The organism is Nitrospira sp. (assembly GCA_029194535.1).
GTDB lineage: Bacteria > Nitrospirota > Nitrospiria > Nitrospirales > Nitrospiraceae > Nitrospira_C.
In genome coordinates this window covers 1,362,909-1,380,763 of the sequence record JARFXR010000001.1, presented here as the reverse complement: position 1 = coordinate 1,380,763, position 17,855 = coordinate 1,362,909, and the positions used below count along the sequence as shown (strand labels likewise).

General features: G+C 53.1%; 14 protein-coding genes. All 14 read right to left on the bottom strand.

Annotated elements, in window-relative coordinates:
- Positions 1-6 precede the first annotated feature (6 nt).
- The 14 genes from P0111_06295 to P0111_06230 all read right to left on the bottom strand — a co-directional run bounded on the left by P0111_06295 (position 7) and on the right by P0111_06230 (position 17,829).
- A complete protein-coding gene (locus P0111_06295; protein ID MDF0643622.1) occupies positions 7-1,011 on the bottom strand; it encodes a methyltransferase domain-containing protein in 1,005 nt (334 codons plus the stop codon).
- A 114-nt stretch (positions 1,012-1,125) separates the two neighbouring features.
- The gene (locus tag P0111_06290; GenBank protein ID MDF0643621.1) at positions 1,126-2,172 is read right to left on the bottom strand and encodes a polysaccharide deacetylase family protein; all 1,047 of its coding nucleotides are present in this window, start codon (positions 2,170-2,172) and stop codon (positions 1,126-1,128) included.
- Between the two features lie 896 nt (positions 2,173-3,068).
- Complete coding sequence (locus P0111_06285) at positions 3,069-4,184, bottom strand: glycosyltransferase (GenBank protein ID MDF0643620.1); 1,116 nt, start codon at positions 4,182-4,184, stop codon at positions 3,069-3,071.
- A 107-nt stretch (positions 4,185-4,291) separates the two neighbouring features.
- Positions 4,292-5,131 carry an FkbM family methyltransferase gene (locus P0111_06280; GenBank protein MDF0643619.1) on the bottom strand — a complete coding sequence of 280 codons (840 nt, stop codon included), beginning with the start codon at positions 5,129-5,131 and terminating at the stop codon, positions 4,292-4,294.
- A 182-nt stretch (positions 5,132-5,313) separates the two neighbouring features.
- Positions 5,314-6,570: an ABC transporter ATP-binding protein gene (locus P0111_06275; protein MDF0643618.1), complete on the bottom strand. Its 1,257-nt coding sequence runs from the start codon at positions 6,568-6,570 to the stop codon at positions 5,314-5,316.
- A 53-nt stretch (positions 6,571-6,623) separates the two neighbouring features.
- Complete coding sequence (locus P0111_06270; GenBank protein ID MDF0643617.1) at positions 6,624-8,759, bottom strand: DCC1-like thiol-disulfide oxidoreductase family protein; 2,136 nt, start codon at positions 8,757-8,759, stop codon at positions 6,624-6,626.
- A gap of 138 nt (positions 8,760-8,897) precedes the next feature.
- Positions 8,898-9,776: an ABC transporter permease gene (locus tag P0111_06265; GenBank protein ID MDF0643616.1), complete on the bottom strand. Its 879-nt coding sequence runs from the start codon at positions 9,774-9,776 to the stop codon at positions 8,898-8,900.
- Positions 9,777-10,036: 260 nt separating this feature from the next.
- A complete protein-coding gene (locus P0111_06260) occupies positions 10,037-10,954 on the bottom strand; it encodes a DUF3473 domain-containing protein (protein MDF0643615.1) in 918 nt (305 codons plus the stop codon).
- Positions 10,951-11,967, bottom strand: coding sequence for a TIGR03013 family PEP-CTERM/XrtA system glycosyltransferase (locus tag P0111_06255; protein ID MDF0643614.1), 1,017 nt, complete (start codon positions 11,965-11,967; stop codon positions 10,951-10,953). The genes P0111_06260 and P0111_06255 overlap by 4 nt, the downstream gene beginning before the upstream one ends.
- Positions 11,968-11,989: 22 nt before the next feature.
- Positions 11,990-13,828: an AAA family ATPase gene (locus P0111_06250; protein ID MDF0643613.1), complete on the bottom strand. Its 1,839-nt coding sequence runs from the start codon at positions 13,826-13,828 to the stop codon at positions 11,990-11,992.
- Between the two features lie 456 nt (positions 13,829-14,284).
- A complete protein-coding gene (locus P0111_06245; GenBank protein MDF0643612.1) occupies positions 14,285-15,754 on the bottom strand; it encodes a hypothetical protein in 1,470 nt (489 codons plus the stop codon).
- Between the two features lie 67 nt (positions 15,755-15,821).
- On the bottom strand, positions 15,822-16,463 hold the full coding sequence (locus P0111_06240; GenBank protein ID MDF0643611.1) for a polysaccharide biosynthesis/export family protein: 642 nt from the start codon (positions 16,461-16,463) through the stop codon (positions 15,822-15,824).
- A 65-nt stretch (positions 16,464-16,528) separates the two neighbouring features.
- The gene (locus tag P0111_06235) at positions 16,529-17,209 is read right to left on the bottom strand and encodes a polysaccharide biosynthesis/export family protein (protein MDF0643610.1); all 681 of its coding nucleotides are present in this window, start codon (positions 17,207-17,209) and stop codon (positions 16,529-16,531) included.
- Positions 17,210-17,325: 116 nt separating this feature from the next.
- Positions 17,326-17,829: a transcription termination/antitermination NusG family protein gene (locus P0111_06230; GenBank protein ID MDF0643609.1), complete on the bottom strand. Its 504-nt coding sequence runs from the start codon at positions 17,827-17,829 to the stop codon at positions 17,326-17,328.
- Between the last annotated feature and the right edge of the window lie 26 nt (positions 17,830-17,855).

Here is a 17,855-nt window from a genome sequence, read left to right as displayed (position 1 = left end):
TGTGGTTTAGGCGCATCTACGTGCGGAGCCCACAATGCCGTTCGAACCATATCGGACTTCGATATCCGACAGCTTGACCTCTTCGAACCACGACTGGATGTCACCAATCGTTTGGGGCTGGTCGTACTTCGGCGATAAGGAATTGAACGTGTCGAGAATGGCCCAGTCCATGATTTGTTGCTCTGACAGCGGCAACGCTCCGGTATAATTCCAACAGGGCACGATTCCGCGCACATAGCTCGCAAATCGCCAGAGGAACGGTATCTGATCGAGCTTGTTATCTAAAGGCAGCCACCACGGCATGTACCATTTCACGAACCGGAATAAGAGATCCTCCGGCATCCGTTTCGTCACCGGTCGCCACAGATATTTGCTGGTCCATCGACTGGGCCATTTGTCCTTTCGATACACGTCTACCGCCAGCTTCCCCCCGGGCTTGAGAAAATCGATCAAACTCATGAAGGCCCGCTTCACATCAGGCGTGTATTGGAGGACTCCAAAGCAAAATACCTTATCAAAGGAGAATTTTCTGAACGGCATCGCATAGACATCCCCTTGAACGACGTTCAGGCGGGGGTGCGGTCCATGGTTGGCCCAACATGCATCGACGACATTGCTATAGTCCAGAGACCAGACTTCTGCTCCGGCATCAAGCATAACTTGAGTGAACCGACCGGCTCCGCACCCCACCTCCAAAATTCGTTGCCCCTTCAACTCCCCTGCAGACCAACCGGTGCCATTGTAGAATCTCGTAGCGGAGATAGTCGTCCCATTGACGCGATCTATTTGCAACTGCCGAAAGCTCTCCCATTGCCAGCCGAATTTCATCCGGTATGAACTGTCGTCCACAAATCTCGGAATGAAGTTTCGAATCGGAACAAGGCGATTCGACGAATGGTCAATGAGGCACCCCTCTTTGATTTCGTCGCCGACCTTTTCATCCACCTGTTTCAGTTCAAATTCACTTCCATTCGCAGGCAGGACATAGGCCTTCACAGCTTCATGCCGCATAGCTGTCACTCCCCTTTTATTATATGATCAAAGAGCCCCGGACGGGCACACGGATGCGGACCGGTGTAGAGACGCCGCTATGACGCAACCGCCACGCGCGATACGTGGAAGCGATCACGCGCCGTACCATCGAACAAGCTGGCGATCGAACTCATCTCCATCCCAATCACGGACTAAAAAGCGGGGCAACTGCCAGGGATCAGTGTCTGGCCGCACAAGACCTTCGAAATTGGAGCAGGCATATTCATATCCAGCTTCCCGTACCAGACTTATGGTCTGAGTTGTGTAATCCGAACGTGTTCCGTACGGATAGGCAAAGCTTCGTACCGGATGTCCTAAGAGTTCCTCCAGCCGACTCTTGCTCCGTTCTATCTCCTCTCGCTGCATCGAAACCGGAAGCGCGGAAAGAACCGGATGCGTCACTGTGTGGGAGCCCGCCTCCACAAGCCCGTCTTTGGTCGCCTGACGGACCTCGTCGGGAGTGAGGACACGATACGCAGGGCGACCGGGTGACACCCTATTTGCCCAGACTTCCAGCGTCTTGAACACTGTTCGCTGCTCCTGATCTGGCAAGGGGTGTAGGAGTTGGCAAAGAGACCGATACACTTCGTGCCGTGGAGTGGGATTCTCCGGTCGGATCACATTCCAAACGCGATGCCGCCGATACGCATCCTGGCTATACTCGGCCGCATCGCCTAGATACCACCGATGCGCGCGTCCGTTGACGGTAAGGGAAAGCTCTTGGGGCAAGGTTCCCGGCTGCAAGAACAGTCGTTCAACTTCGTCCCACCAGAATTCCCGGTCATGTCCAAGATATCCGGTGGCGACGAAGAAGGTCGCGGGGATACTATGACGCCTGAGTAAGGGTCCGCCACTGATCAGGTTGTCTGCATATCCGTCGTCAAATGTGACCGCTACCGCCCGCTGTGGCAGTTTGTTCTCTCGCCAGGCTCGAACCATGTCTTCGAGCCTCATAGGATGTGCCTGCTTCTGCAGAATCTCGAGGTGTTGTTCAAAGTGCTCGGGAGTCACGCTCAACAACTGAGGATCCAATTGTAAATCGGCGACACGATGGTACAGCAGAATGAGAGGCTGCCGAATGAATCGGCCTTTAATCCGCCGAGCGGCCTGTCGCAACTTTGTGATTCCCTGTCTAATCATTGTCCATCAGCGGGTTCACTGCCCGAAGACCGATAAGAAGTTCATAGCCCTGGTTGCGAGGGTTCAGCTATCGTTGGTTTAGATCTTCAACCGCAAGCAGATGTAAAAATGCGACCGCAGCATAGACATTCCCATACGCTTCGACCGAAGCATTCTCCACTGGAAATACTTCCTCGAGGAGTCGCCGTGCCGATCGAGTCGTAAACCGCGAGTACTCACCCCAACGCTCCACATCATGGCGGCTGATCTGGCTGATCCCCGGCGTGGTGGCCAGCAAGACCCCCCTGGTTTCAGGATGGAAAAGACCGTTTCAACCGACCCTCGCAAATTGTAAATGAATTGGAGAGTCTGGGTGAGAATGATGCAGCCGAAGGCAGCTCTGGGTATTCCCTGACCTGTTGCCAAATTACCAATCAAGGTGGCTTGAGGATTGCCCGAAACAGCATGGAGGACATCCGAACGCGTGACTCTCCCTCCGCCAAATTGACGGATATACCGAGGTGTTTCAACCTCTAATATGTCTCCTCGGATATCGTCGATATATTTCCTCAACAGCATTTCTATGTAATACCGGTCGACTCCTTGCCCCCGTTCTATGCCGAAGGTAGGGCTGATCGGCGCGAGCCTCTTTAGAGTGCCAAATCGGACCCACCCAGGCGAAGACCGCAGACAGGAACAATGCCGCTCTATACGAACCCACTGCTTCAACGAAACAGGCAACAATCCCTTCACTGCCGAGATACGGCCGCCGACAATAGAATCATCACTTGGGAGCGCTTCTCGATAGGTTTTCTCGCCCACCTGGATCCTGCTTTCACCTATTGCCGCACCGCCGTGAAACAGGGGCAACTCACTTGTTCGCATAGCCTTGGGGACCGAACTCCACCCACATTGCCCTACAGGTACTTGGAAATTATCTCGCTCAGGTCTTGCATTCGCTGAAAATACGTATGTGTCTGCAACGTTTTGCGCTGTCCTGAGAGTGCGATCGCTTCTCGCTCGTCGTCATGTTCAAGGTAATATCGTACCTTCTCAACGCATTCATCAAGGCCTCGATACGCTACGACTTCTTTCTCCAGCTGAAACATCTCGTGGAGATTCTCCTTCCAGTCAGTAACTAGCAGGGCCCCCGTACCGGTCGCTTCATACAGGCGCATGTTATTCGCGTAAGACTGCGCGACATCACTATGATAGTTGATGACGATCTTTGAACCGGCGAGGATCCTGAACATATTGATACCCCAGACAGCCCCCAGGTAACAAGAACGAATCGACGAATCCTGTGGCAAGCGTTCAATTCCGACTCCCCACACGTTGGTGGGAAGTGTCACGCACAGTCGCTCCAGCAACTGATCCCGCTTGGAATGCGAACTTGTGAAACTGCCGACAAAGGAAACAAGAATGTTTTTCTTTTGATGTTTGAGCGTGTGCAAGACCGACGGCTCAAACGCCAACCGATTAAATTCGCTGCGAACTCCGATGCCACGAAAATACTCCACAAAGTTCGGCAGGGAGGAAATCACGAGATCGTAGACGCTCCAGTTCTCTCCGGTCGGTAGGTAGGCCGCAATTTGTCCCGCCAAGAGCCCCGTATGGGGTTTCATTTCCTTGAGGAAGACACTGCTAATTCCGTCCATGGCCAGGTTCAGAATGACGTCGGGTCTGTACCATCTGATCTGAGCAGCCAGGATGGTATAAAACCACCGACGCGGGTCGCTGTGTGAAATCCAGGGTACGATCCCCCGACGTAATCGAAATTCCCAATCCAACCCGATATTGACTCCATGCTCCTGCGCCCACCGCTTCTGCATGATCTCATTGTTCACGTGCAGATCCTGAGCATCATGACCAAGCGCGCGTAGGTGTTTGGCGCAAAATCCCGCCATGCCAAAGCATGCCTCTGTATGAACGCCCAGCTGCTCGTCGAAGGGCTTGCCTTCCAGCCCGGGATTCTCGGCGTAAAGCCAGGCGGTAAACGCAGGATAATCGGTATCTAGAATGAGGAAACGCATGGTTCTAGTCTAGATTCCTCTTGCCATCGACTCCGGGAGCTTTAAGAACGTAGCCCGCTGAATAACGGCATGAAGCAAAGCAGCTTCGTCGAAAGCTGAGTCTGCTCCTAGACTGTCCTTGTATAGGCAAAATTCGCTGGAGGACTAAAGACCCTCAACCGGTAATCTTTTTTCCGCAGCAAACGATCGATTTCTTCAAAGTTTCTTTTTCCCCGGAGCGAGGGCGCTTGCAGCTCTTCGAATTCGACTAGAATCTGGGAAGGATAGATTCCCTTGCTGATCATATCTCTGATCACATCCCTCTGGGCGCCTTCGACATCCAGCTTCAGCAATACCGGATGCGACTTCAAAGAGAATGTTTGCAGCAGCTTGTCGATCGTAATGCATTCAACGTCGCAGGACGGACCCTGCCTCGAGTAGTTGTTCTGGAGGTCGACGATACTATGACTCACGCAGCTCGGATCCGGAGGAGCAAAAAACTCGACAGTATTGTTGTGAGTCCAGATCGCCTTGGGAACGAGGTGAAGATTATGCCTGTCGAGCTTGGATAAGTCATACGAATTGACGGGCTGGTTCCCGCCTTTAACATAACTCCTCTCTCTGCCCATGCCGATCCGCGTCATGATTTCGTCAAAATGCTTGATGGCCCGAACAGTCGGGTCTACAACAATTACTGTTGCGTTGTACCTTGATGCAAACTCGACATCGAAGCTCGCATCTTCACCCAGCCCGCAACTGATCACTGTTCCACCATAGAATCTTTCATCCTCCACAAAGTCCCAACCTCCATAGTCAGTTCCTAGTCTTCGGGTATTCGGAAGCGGTTCGACGACAAACTTAGGAGTGCGCAAGTACTGTTGGAGCGGGCTCATGAGAGCTTTCCCGAAGAGACGGACCGAGATGGCCCGCCCTACACCGCACGCCCCTTCGCGTTTGAACTTATTCATGACTTTACTGATCATATGAACGCGGCTCTCATGGGTTGTTCCTCCTCTTCGTCTGCCGACTACGGAACGCTATCCAGCCAATCGTTCGAGCAAGGCAGAGTGGTTGAGTGCGGGTGGAGGTTCGAAGATTTTTCGTTCCATCTTCCCAAAACGGCCATACGATCAAAGGACGTGAGGGAAACCTAGCAAGCGGAACCCACTGTCCACTTGTGCTTGACCAGGAATCCCTCATCATGGGTCTTCAACTGGCCCGTACCGAAGAAGTCGCCTCCTACGACATTGAGCGATCCCGCCTGCGTCACCCAATCAGCCATGACCCCTCCCACGGTTGAGTACAAATTGAACACGTACCGACCCGGTGCGAGCGGCAACTCAGGAATATGGCAGAACACCCGCCCCATCGGAGGGAGCGCTTCGAACGGATGCCCACTGGCCTCGCTCGAACAATTGAACATAAATTGACCCAATGTCGTATAGAAGGTGATGTGCATATCCAATCGAGAGATCGGCTTGTTGTCGCGTGACCGGTAGGACACTGGAATGGTGATGTCTTGACCGGAAAGAGCTTCATCGATCGGGGAACCTTTTCCGTCACAGATCGAGACATCCTCGATCCGAATCTCGCCGTTGCCTTGGCGATCCTGCCGTTCTCCCAGTTGCGTCAGTTGGCCCGACGCAGCGCCTGCCATGTATTCCTCGATCACCGCGCGCGGAGCCCCCTGTGCAACCAGCCTGCCGCTCTTCAACATGTAACACTGAGAGCAGAGCCCCTGCATCGCGGCCATGTTATGGCTGACAAACAATACCGTTCGTCCTTCTTTCGCCACATCTCCCATCTTGCCCAGGCACTTCTGTTGAAACATTGCGTCGCCGACCGCCAGCACCTCATCCACCACGAGAATTTCAGGTCTCAGATGTGCCGCCACCGAAAAGCCCAGGCGGACATACATTCCGCTTGAGTAATGCTTGACTGGATCGTCAATGAACTCCTCCACCCCTGAGAACTCGACGATCTCATCGAATCTCCGATCAATTTCCGACTTTTTCATTCCTAAAATGGCGCCGCTTAGATAGACATTCTCTCGCCCACTGAGGTCGCCCACGAAGCCGGTGCCGACTTCGAGGAGAGAACCCATCCGGCCGTACACCCGAGCTCTCCCCTCAGTCGGCTCCGTGATCCGGGACAAGATTTTCAGCAAGGTGCTCTTGCCGGCTCCGTTGCCACCAACGAAACCTATGACCTCACCTTGCTTGACCTCAAAGCAGATGTCTTTCAACGCCCAGAAACTCTTCTGACCAAGATGCAGCTGTTTATTACCCCTCCACATAGACCACAGACCATCCGCAAGTTTATCACCCAGCCTGTCATGCCAGTCATTTGCTGACTTTATGTGATACTGCTTCGAGAGATGCTCCACGCGGATGGCGATAGTGTCCATGGACTCGAATCCTCACTGGGAAGTCTTAATCGTGTTCGTCGCCGACTGATTTCTCATGTCTCCTGCTTCGCGGCGGCCGAAACCGGCTCAATCTCAACGACCACGCGGCTCCTTACTTCTCCATGCTCAGGATCGGATGGGTTGGAACGGAAGTTCCAGACCCATTCTTGAAGCTCTAATTGACTAATTTTCCGATCAGAGGGAGAATTCTTGTTGTAAATTGCGCCGCTCAGAATGAGGAACTTTTGGCAGGTTTCGAGGTCTTTCGCCAGCGAAGCACCTTTCTCATCGAGGTGGCCACTGAAGCATTTTTTGAGGAGAGGGGTGTCCCGACCGTCGTAGCGGAGCGCGCCAACGGAGTCTCCTACGCGGACAGGAATAACCGCCCCGGAGGCCTGCCGCCCGACCGCCTTAAAATAGCTGATCTCCCCTGAGTAGTTTAAGGATGCATACAGGTGCCATGAGGTCATCACAGGGTAAAACTCGACCCTGTAGAAATAGGAGACAGCCATGACGACGCAGAAGACAGAGATGAGCCAGGCGTAGCGGAACGCCTGTGGCCCTTCACTGACTTGGAACGTGGTCCGGAGGTCGGTGGTTCCTGAAGGCACGGTCGGACAGTGCGTATCGCAATGGAGCAGAGCGAGCCGATGGCGCGCGATATAGCCATAGACCCGCTCGCCAAACCACGAGACTCCAGGGATATAGAGCAAGGGGCTCAGCAGCCAAAACGCAGGCAATGCCCGTGACAAAACACGGTAGCCATAATACCCGACATACACCTGCCCCCGGCTGATGACATACATCTCTCTATCGAGATCTTCGATCGTCAGGGCTAATTGATGTCGTCGGTTGTACTCGGCGAGGTCCAACCGACGAAAGTCGATAAATTCAAGCCGGGTGAACAGGTCGAAAAATCCCAGGACTCGGACTGTCCGATTGCAGAGAGGGCAGTGTCCGTCGAAGAGAATTTGTATCGGGCCGGAAACGGTCTCCAGGCGCCGTGCGATCGTTTTCCGGATTCCGGTGAAATCGTAGAAGAGCGCCTGCAGGAGTATGAGATCGATGAAGAGGATCTTTTGTAAGAACAATACTCCTGTATGAAAGGTCGCCGTCAAGATAGGCCAGTACCTGCGAACGGTCTTAGAAAACAACACCGCAATCCAGAAGGACTCGAAAACCAGAACGAACAGTCCCAGAAAAACAAACAACGCATCAGGGGCCTGAATCAGGGAGAGGGACCAGGACCAAGGGTATTCCCTGGGGAGAAGGGTGTCTTCATAAAAGGTCGCCCTTAAGCCATCCGCGCTGCCCCAGGACAGTCCACCACCACGGAGCTTGCAGAGCCCGGTTTCCCAATACGTCACCGCGATCGCCACCCAACAAGTATATCGGGCCCATCCATACACGGGCACGGCACGTTTGGGATCAGGGACTGGCTGTCCACGGACGACTCTCAGGAGCCGATCCACCGACCACCCATCACCGCAAGGAGTGAAGGAAAGGATCGTGATCAGATAGAGCGGGACCCATCCCTGGTGCCAGTTGAAGCTATAATCACGCAGGATACCGCCCAATAGGGCGAAACAGACCGCGCCGAGCGGAATGACCAGTCTTGTCCTATAACCGATCATCCCCAAGAACAAGAGCAGTTCCGTCAGAAACTGAAACACATGCAGTCCTGCTTCACTCGCGACCAGTTTGTCGAAACCGATCGGAAGGGCGTACAGCCAGCCCATCACCCCCACCGGATTTCGCCCTTCGACGGGAAGCCATGCAATGCTGGGGAGATCTTCTATCACTGTCCAGAGCAAGAGAATTCCACATGTCCACGCCCTGATCGCGCCGAGTGTCCCGGGTGTCGCTTCTCCCACGAACTTGCGGAAGAATGTCGGACTGGTTGCCATCATGAATACCAGCAGACCAAGTAGCCCGAAGACGGTGGAGGCCACCGTCGTACGCCAGGCAAGTTGATCCCAATCCCGCAGATATTCATCCACTGAATGGGTTGCATGCCCCTTGATAAGACCATTGAAGACCGGAAAACTTTGGCCCCGGTGCGCGCTCTCGATCACCGAGGGCACGACCAGATCGGCGAAAACGATCCAGAGTCCCAATGCTACACACATCATCACTAGGGGCAACCGGATGCGTTTCATGCCCATCCACAGATCACCGTCGGGGTTCATTGTTACTACCCTCCTTTGTTTCGGCCTCCGCAAGGGCTGAAGTCATCGCTCTAATCCCAGGTCCCTTCATGTTTTCCATCGCCCGATTCCCTCAACCAGTTGTGACAACCGTCGGAAATCGGAAGTCTTGTGATGCATCTATATGATGTCGGCGAAATTCCGTTCCATTCGTTTAAAAAATACCAGCCCGCCTACGAAAACCAAAAGCACCACCACTACGCTGATGAACATCACGGAGAAATCCGGATTCTCTTTGCCCAGCAGCCCCCACCGAAATCCCTCGATTACCCCGACCATGGGATTCAGGCTATAGATCAGTCGCCAGGACTCAGGAACCAGGCTCACAGGATATACGACGGGCGATGCGAACATCCAAAACTGAGTCAGGAATGGAATCGTGTGACCGATATCTCGGTAGCGCACATTCAGGGGGGCCAGCCAGAGCCCTACCGCCAACGCCGTGACCATGGCCATGACGAGGAATAGCGGCAAGGCCAACAGTCCCCAGCTTGGCGTTACTCCAAACCAGCCGATCATTCCAAGGAGAAGCAAGAATGCAAACAGGAAATCCACGGCAGGCGTGATTACATCCGATAGCGGAACGACCAGGCGGGGGAAGTACACCTTCGTAATCAAGTGGGCATTACTGACAAGACCGGTCCCGCTCCGCCCTAGGGCCTGACTGAAGTAGGTCCACGGCAACAGCCCGGTGTAGGCAAACACCGCGTAGGGCAAACCGTCAGAAGGAATCTTCGCCAATTTTCCGAAGACTATCGTAAATATCACCATTGTCATGGCCGGCTGAAAGATCGCCCATCCCGCCCCGATGAGCGTCTGCTTATAGCGCACTTTGAGGTCGCGCCAGACGAAAAAATACAACAGCTCGCGGTATTCCCACAATTCCGCGAAATCGAGACTGACAAGCCCGCGTTGTGGGCGGATTTCGACCGTCCACGGTCCCATCCCATCCACACTCGCGTCCATCGCGTCAGGGACTTTCGTTTGGCTGAGGATCACTTCGGCCGCCCTCTCTTGGATTTATCGCGCAAGGTCACGCGCGTCCGGATAGCTGTTTTCTGCTCGTCAAGACGAGTATTCGCTCACACGTTCGCTTTAGGAGACTATGCAGAGCCTAGCTTCTAGCGAATCAGAAGCCGACTGGCCTGCAGGCGTATGCTGGAGGCCGGATTGATCGGCGGAATATTCAATCTGTGTCTCAAGATCGTCCGCAGTCTACATTAGGAAAGATCATTCATTCTTCTCACCGTTTCCAACATTTACGTCCCTTGCGGAACCTCGCACGAACGATGGGCCGGCAATGACGCGATATGTTGGCGGCATATTTGGGCGACAGGTGTGATCGTCTCGCATATTGGGGCAAAGCGGAAATCCCTGAGAAGTCGAATCAGCCGCCCCTCCGTCTTGTCAAGATTGACGTAATGGCGGAATCGTGACAACAGCGGTCCCTTCATTCTCGGCTGGGTGACATCAAATTCCCACGGATGCAGATACATGACCAGCGGCTGTCCCATTTGCTCGATCCGTCTCAAGCAATTCCTCAAGATCCCATATGGAAACAGGCGGAAATATCCCCCTCCTGCGACTGGAACTCTCAATCCGAGCACACTGATCGTCGACGGAGGAACCTCCCACAAACGTCCGACAGCCGTCTCCAGCTCGTGACAGGCAGGTTGTGCCTCGGGCATCCCATATCTATCGTGCACGATTGGGAACACGCTTGAATCGTAGACATGTCCCTCCTCTACCAGAATGGGTAACGCCCATACCGTACTCCTCGTAATTGAAAAGCTCGGGGCGCGATATCCATAAATGCGTCGGCCCAAGATATCCTCCAGAATGATCTTGGCCTTGCGGATGTCATTCCGAAAGGTCGCAGGAGTCTGGGACGTAATCAATTCGTGTCCATAACCATGGGATGCCACTTCATGCCCTGCGGCGGAAATGCTTCTGACAATTACCGGATAACGCTCCGCCACCCACCCCAACACGAAAAAGGTCGCGCGAACCTGCTGACTCGCAAGCAGTTCAAGGATCTTATCCGTATTTTTGTGAACGCGACTTTCGCACTGTTCCCATTGGCTCCGTCTGGCCGGAGATTCAAAAGCTGAAACCTGGAAGTGCTCTTCCACATCGAACGAGAGACAATGCACGAGATTTCCCTCTGAAACATTCATCGAGCGCCTTCGCCCAGGAGAATAACTCGCACCGTCTCAAGCAGAATGCGCGTATCCAATCGCATCGACAGATGCTTGACATAGTAGAGGTCATATTGCAATTTCACGTGCGAGTCCTCTACTGAGGCACCGTATCTGAACTGGGTCTGGGCCCAACCGGTGATTCCGGGCCTGACGGCATGCCGAATATCATAGTACGGAATCACTGCCCTGAGTTCCTGGACAAAAACGGGGCGCTCGGGCCGAGGACCGACAAGGCTCATCTCACCTTTCAGCACATTGATGAGCTGCGGAATCTCGTCAAGTCTCCATTTCCTTAAATACCGGCCAACCCGTGACACGCGAGGATCCTTTTCGGTCGTCCACCTGGCGCCGCCCTTCTCGGCGTCGAGAAACATCGAGCGGAACTTCCAAATCATATACGGCTGCGCGCGCAATCCTACTCTCACTTGCCGATAAAAGACCGGGCCGGGAGAATCCAGTCGGATCACAGCCCCGATCAACACCACAACAGGGAAAAGCACAGTGAGCCCGACGAATGAAACGCAAATGTCGATGAGTCGCTTGACGGTCTTAACAACGAACCCGGCTCGAAACCCGGTGGAGAAGATGATGGCGCTCGGCTTCAGCTCGTCGATCGGAATCCGGCCTGATTCCTCTTCATAGAGATGATGCCCGTCGAACACATCGATCCCCATCCCCTTCAAATCCAGTAGTTCCTTCAAGGGCAGAACTGCCCTCCGATCTTCGAGGCACACAGCGATAGTGTCGACACGATGGCGTTCGACTACGTCGATCAGCTGTTCCATCGTCCCGACCACCTCGCTCTGGCTATCGACCATCTGCCCGTTGTCTTTGGCAAGCATTCCCACGACATCGGTGAACATCTTTCGTCGCGAAAGTAGGATCTGCGACAAGCCTTTGGCCAATTGTCCTGTCCCAAGAATTAGAATTCGGCGCTTCGCTCCCGGGACGCGAAAAATGGCCTTCGGGGCTCGATCATCGATGAGCACCTGGGCTCTTTGCGACGCCGACCTATCTGAGCTGCTTACGATTAGGCTCATACACCCTGCTGCTATAGTTATAGTAAGAGTATGTCGTATCCTGCGCTTCGACTCCGTTCAAGACAATGGCAACGGCCCGCTCCTGCCCAATCATCTTGATAGCATTACTCACTACATCACGAGAGGTGGCTCGAGCCCTGACGACATGAGCTACTACATCTGCGGACCGGACTATGAGCATGGCTTCAGCAACAGGAAGCAGCGGGGGAGAGTCAACAACGACATAATCGAACCGCTCTCTCAGACTGGCAATGAGCTCCGTGAGCCGATCAGCATGGGTAAGTGCGGCAGTTCCAGACTGCTCAATTCCGGCTGGTAGGATCCAGATTCCTAACTGCTCATGGTATTCTAGGCACTCCTCCAATGTCTTGTGTCCAAGTAATACTTCAGCTACTCCGGCTGCCAGTTCCAATCCTGCATAAGCGTGTACCATCGGCCTTTTCAGATCACAATCAAGGAGCACCGTCTTTCTATTCAGATCTCTTGAGAGCACATGGGCCAGATTCAATGCGGTGGAGGTTTTCCCTTCGCCCATCAACGCGCTGGAGACACACACGACAGAGCTCTTCATCTTGTCCACCATCAGGCCGAGTCGGGTGGCGGCGACACGATACTGTTCCGCCACAGCCGACCTGGGATACCACATCGCAACCAGCTCTGGGCAGACGGTGACCTGGCTGAGACCGTTCACAACGGAGTCGTCCCTGCCTAGGCCGGGCAGTGACAACAATCTTGGCTTGCTCGAAGCCTGCTCCACCGCCCTGGCGGATCCTGGCCAGGCGGACTCGAATTGAAAAATCGCGGCGAGCACCGGAAGTCCCAGGGTAATTTCAATTTCTTCAGCCGACACGAATCCTCTCCGCAACAGTTCCATGCCGAATGCGGAGCCAAAACCCAGCGCGCAGCCAGCCGCCAAGCCTCCAAACATGATCATGTAGAGGTTCGGCTTCTCGGGCAGGTTGGGCAAACCGGCCTGCTGAATGATCCTTAGTTTCGTTCCTTGACGCTTCTCCTCGAGATCGCCCGCCATCCCTATCGTGAGCTTTTTCTCCAACAGCGACTGATAATTTTTTTGAAGATTGTCATAATCACGTTGGATCGACATCAACTCCTGCTGGTGCATGGTGGTGCCTTCTATCCTGGCCTCATACTTCTTGATCTCCGCTTTGATGCGCGATTGCCGCAGGCCGATCATCTCCAGTTCCCTCATCACTTCTTCCCGCTGCTTTGTCAACTCCGCCTTGTACGGGTCGAGAGCCTTGCGTTTCCGTTTCCCTCCTTCATCAACTTCGACGGGCTCCTGCTCTACATAGAGCGCAATGTAGTCCTCTGTGGTCATCGCCTGAAGTTTCTTGATCTCATTGCGCACCACGGCTACGTCGGGATAGGACTCTTTGTAGACAGATTGCAATGTCGCCAGATTGCGTTCAAGGGATTTGATCTTTGCCAATCGAGGATCTTTTTCCGCGCGTTTCTGGCCCGCGTCACTCGTCGGGTCTTCATACTCTCTGATCGCCTTATCGACGGATTCAAGACGGAGGTTGATCGACTTTTCCACTTCCTGTTGTGAGGCCAACTCGGTCTCCAGCCGATCGATCGCGTGCACGTTAGAATTGAGTTGATCTGGCAACTGTCCGAGGTGCGATTGTTTGAACTCGGCGAGTGCCTGTTCTTTGACTTCCAGTTGCTTTTTCAGGAGATCCAACTCGTGCTGCAGAAATTCGGAGGAACTTTGAGCGATCACGGCGCGGCTTTCCGTGTGCTCCTTCACAAAAAGATCCGCCAAGCGGGCTATGACGTCTCTGGCCATCTCGGGACTGGAATCGGCGAACGAGACCCTGACGAAGGGTGCCTCCTTCCCATCGAACTTGACCTGTACGCGCATTCTCGTCGCCACAAAGTCATCGATGTCAGGAGTCGATCCCTCCTTTTCGTATCCGTACAAATGGAATTCCTGAGCGACTTGCGTTAAGAGTTCCCGTTTATAGAGCCATTCGCTCATGCCCGCTATTCGATTCGCCATCACCAACTCCGGTTTGTCGGTGGGATCATCGACTCCTTGGACGTAACGGACCTTTTGTCCTTCAAATTGCACCAGCACGCTCGACCGGTAGCTTTTCGGCAGCCATTCATACAGCCCCCAGGCGAGACCGGTGCACACCAAGATCGCCAGGAGAATCATCCACTTGTGCTTTACGACGACCTTAAGATAGTCTTCAGGGGTATTAAGGCCTGTGTACACGTCTTAACGGTGCTCCTTGTTCTATTACTTTCCAGGGTCGAGCGGGGACTCGCCGCCGGATGGGCTTTCCCCAGGTCCCAGATCTGAAGGAGTCGCACCTTCAGCGGGAGCAGTCGTTCCAAACGACCCTAGTCCACCCGTCCGGAAGAACGATTGATTTGTGAATGCGTAGGAGAGCGTCAATAGCACCATTTTCTTCGAAAATGCGTATTGGTCTTCGATTCCACCCGGTTGCTCATTAATGTTTGAGAAATACATCCACCTGTAAGTCAGATTGGCGAGCACTGGTCCAATAAGATAGCTGGCTCCGACGTTCGCATTGACTGAGTCGTACGTCGTTTGGGGATTACTGCTTGAACCATGGGCATAATTGAGGCCCAGTTGACCCGAGAGTTTCGAGGTAATGCCCCCGGTGACGTTTGCGCTGACGACCTGCGTTTTCGTCGGACCTGACCCGATCACATAACTTGGGTACACATTGTAGTTGTAATTCAGCGTGGTCCGAAACTGACCGGGTGGCATGATCCCACCAGGCATCAAGGTTCCTTGTAAGGCAGGCAAGCCCTCGAATGGTCCAGGGGCAACCGTGCCCGCGGCTCGGAGACCTTCCGAAAATGTTACGTAATTCAGATTGGCGGTGATGGATGGCGCTATCTGAGTCTTGACCCTCTGACCGGGCGACGTTGAATCTATCGGCAAGGTCATGACTCCTCCCCCCATCAATGTTGTGGTCAGCCTCGAGGTCCACTTTCGTGCCCAGTTGAGCGTCCCGTTGAAAGTTGTGAAAGAACTCGACGCACCTCCATCGTTGGATCCTTCTTGCCCGAAATGAGACATCATCGCAGTGGTTCCCACTGTGTCCCTGAGCGACAATTGATTTGCAATGGTCATCGTCGCCTGATGGCCATCCGTATCAAAAAGCTGATTGTCCTGCCCTCCAGACTGACCTCCAAACATAACCTTGGAGTAGTTATAGCCTCCGGTTACAGTCGTGGTACGTGTCAACTGATAGCCTGTGGTTATTCCAAGATTCACGCTGTGCGTGTTCGTAAAGTTAGTCACCTGGCCGGTATTCAATGGAGCGGTTATGACCGTTGCTCCAGCTCCGCCTCCTAAGCCAGTCGCCTGAGGTCCAAAGGCTGCCAACGCTGGGGTATATTGATACGTACCGGTTAGACCTAAGGAGATAATGCGTGGGGAGATTCTCTCCGCATAGTTCTTGAGATCAAGCCGCCCTGTGGCATTGAGCCCCGTGTAGTTAAGATCGCTGTTGTGAGCATACATCGAAACCAGGCCCCCGACCGAGAAACTACCTCGCACGCGCGAGCCTAAATGCGCCACGTTGATCTGAGGAGTAATTTGTGTGATGAAATCCTCAGGTTGGGTACCAGGCGGCAATAGTGACTTAGGTGTATAAAAAACGTTTGAATCATACGTCTCTGTGACCGACACAAGCGGGATGACACGCGTCTGCGCAAACACGTCCATGCTCATGAACCAACCGAGGGTAGCAAGCACTATAATGAAGGCGACGACACCCCATTGTCCACCTAGGCCGGAATCAGGGTACAACAATGACGTCACCAGCCTTCAGGACAATATTTGCCTCCAGGTTTCTTCCTTGGAGAATATCTTGGTAAGGCACTGGAATCATGACCTGCTTCGTTTCCCCCTGCCCGTTCTTGACCATTCTAAGAACATGTACATTATTTCTGGACGCGAAGGTAGTGAACCCTCCGGCGTAAGAGATTCCCTGGATCACGCTCGCAAAGGACTTCAACACGTACTTTCCCGGCTTCGCGACTTCACCGACGACGAACACATGGTAGCTATTGATCTCTTTAACCTGCACTGACACCGTGGGGGTCGACATGTATTCTGCTAGCTTGTCCGCGACCTGCTTCGATAGGTCCTGCGCGGTAAGACCAGCCGCCGTAATATCACCGACTAATGGGAGAGAAATCTTTCCATCTGGCCTGACAATAACCTCTTTGGAGAGATCCTGATTTCTCCAAACGGTAACGACTAATACATCTTCAGGCCCAATGAGGAATTCGGTGGGAGGCACGGAGGAACCGCGGTACTGCATGTCGTGAGACTGACAGCCCGCTAAAGAATACTGCAGCAACACTACGAGAAGCCACGCAATAAGACGCCCTCTCCCCTCGCGTTCACTAGTGAGAAACTTCTTCGCTACGCCCATGTTGGCTCCATGAGACCAGAATTTCTACAATTTAACTCGTTTGCCGGTCGCCGTCGGTTCAACTTCTAGCGACTGGGGAGCACCACCATCGTCTCAGACGGGACAACGATCTGATCACCTGGCTTCAATTCGATGTTCTGACTCGATCCATCTCGTACGACGATGTCGTCATAGCTAGCCTTGAGCTTGGTCTGTCCTTCGCCATCCTTAGTGAACCGGAACACGACGATCTTGTTACGAGCCGCCATGGGTGTGAATCCTCCAGCGACAGTAATGCCTTGAAGCAAAGTGGTCTTACTCTTCAGAGGATACTTTCCAGGTTTGTTGACTTCTCCCAACACATAAATGTTGTAACTCTGCACGTCCTTGATCATGATAGAAATCGTGGGGTTTTCCATATAGGCCCTGAGCCCTGTCGAGATCTCCTCGGTCAATTGAGTGGGTGTTTTTGCAACCGCAGAGATATCGCCCAGAAGAGGGAGTGAGATTCTTCCATCAGGCCTCACCTGGACTTGCTTGGAGAGATCTGCATTTTTCCAGACGGTGATCTCCAAAATATCCTCGGGACCTATAATATAATCCGACGTGACTATTAGGAGTGATTTTTCGGCAGCGCCAGCTGTTGTCGCCTTTGAAGGAGATACGACATTTTTCTTCAGTTCAACGTCCTGCGCTAAAACCACGGATGCACAAATCAGCTTTATTAGTAGCACCCCGTACAGTCCAAATGCGTCTAGCTTCCGCATATCGATGACCTCATAGCAATATTGTTGTCATGACCAAGACAGGCTACCGCCATTGAGGATACACCTCTACCCCCTCAACCAACCCAAGAGCAGACCTATCTCGTGCACTATAATACTTATACAGCTTCAGGAAATTTTTCGATATCTGAAAGCTGCACAATTGCTCGGCTTTGATAGAAAAGAGTCCGCAGGAACACAATGACTCGTTCCTTCCTCGGTAAAGAAGAGTCAAATACAGCCTTTATTCCGGCCAAAGGACCATGATTGATCCTAACGACTTCGCCAGGTTTGAAACTAGGCAAATGGATCGTGTCCTGTCGTTCCAACCTAATCTTGATTTCCTCTAGTAAAGTTGGTTCGATTTCTGCTGGGAGGTGCCCAAACATCACTATTCTTCGAACTCCTCGACAATAGGATACCATCCGATATTGTCTCTCATAATCAAATCTCGCAAAAAAATAGCCTGGAAACAATCCTGCTGGTCGAATATGTCGTTTACCTCGAACGTAAAAAATTTCCCGGATCTCTGGATAGTAAGTAGCAATCCCTACTTGATGCAGGGCTGAAGCGGTTGGATACTCCTGCTTCGGTTTCGCCATAATGGCGTACCACTTCTCCATTTTTCTACTCCAGATCTCTACTCCCG

Excerpts from the sequence above, each read along its gene's own strand:
- P0111_06260 (MDF0643615.1), bottom strand. The coding sequence starts at position 10,954 with ATGAATGTTTCAGAGGGAAATCTCGTGCATTGTCTCTCGTTCGATGTG.
- P0111_06285 (MDF0643620.1), bottom strand. The coding sequence starts at position 4,184 with ATGCGTTTCCTCATTCTAGATACCGATTATCCTGCGTTTACCGCCTGG.
- P0111_06270 (MDF0643617.1), bottom strand. The coding sequence starts at position 8,759 with ATGAACCCCGACGGTGATCTGTGGATGGGCATGAAACGCATCCGGTTG.
- P0111_06280 (MDF0643619.1), bottom strand. The coding sequence starts at position 5,131 with ATGAATAAGTTCAAACGCGAAGGGGCGTGCGGTGTAGGGCGGGCCATC.
- P0111_06250 (MDF0643613.1), bottom strand. The coding sequence starts at position 13,828 with ATGGCCAGAGACGTCATAGCCCGCTTGGCGGATCTTTTTGTGAAGGAG.
- P0111_06240 (MDF0643611.1), bottom strand. The coding sequence starts at position 16,463 with ATGGGCGTAGCGAAGAAGTTTCTCACTAGTGAACGCGAGGGGAGAGGG.
- P0111_06230 (MDF0643609.1), bottom strand. The coding sequence starts at position 17,829 with ATGGAGAAGTGGTACGCCATTATGGCGAAACCGAAGCAGGAGTATCCA.
- P0111_06290 (MDF0643621.1), bottom strand. The coding sequence starts at position 2,172 with ATGATTAGACAGGGAATCACAAAGTTGCGACAGGCCGCTCGGCGGATT.
- P0111_06245 (MDF0643612.1), bottom strand. The coding sequence starts at position 15,754 with ATGAGCATGGACGTGTTTGCGCAGACGCGTGTCATCCCGCTTGTGTCG.
- P0111_06275 (MDF0643618.1), bottom strand. The coding sequence starts at position 6,570 with ATGGACACTATCGCCATCCGCGTGGAGCATCTCTCGAAGCAGTATCAC.
- P0111_06295 (MDF0643622.1), bottom strand. The coding sequence starts at position 1,011 with ATGCGGCATGAAGCTGTGAAGGCCTATGTCCTGCCTGCGAATGGAAGT.
- P0111_06235 (MDF0643610.1), bottom strand. The coding sequence starts at position 17,209 with ATGCGGAAGCTAGACGCATTTGGACTGTACGGGGTGCTACTAATAAAG.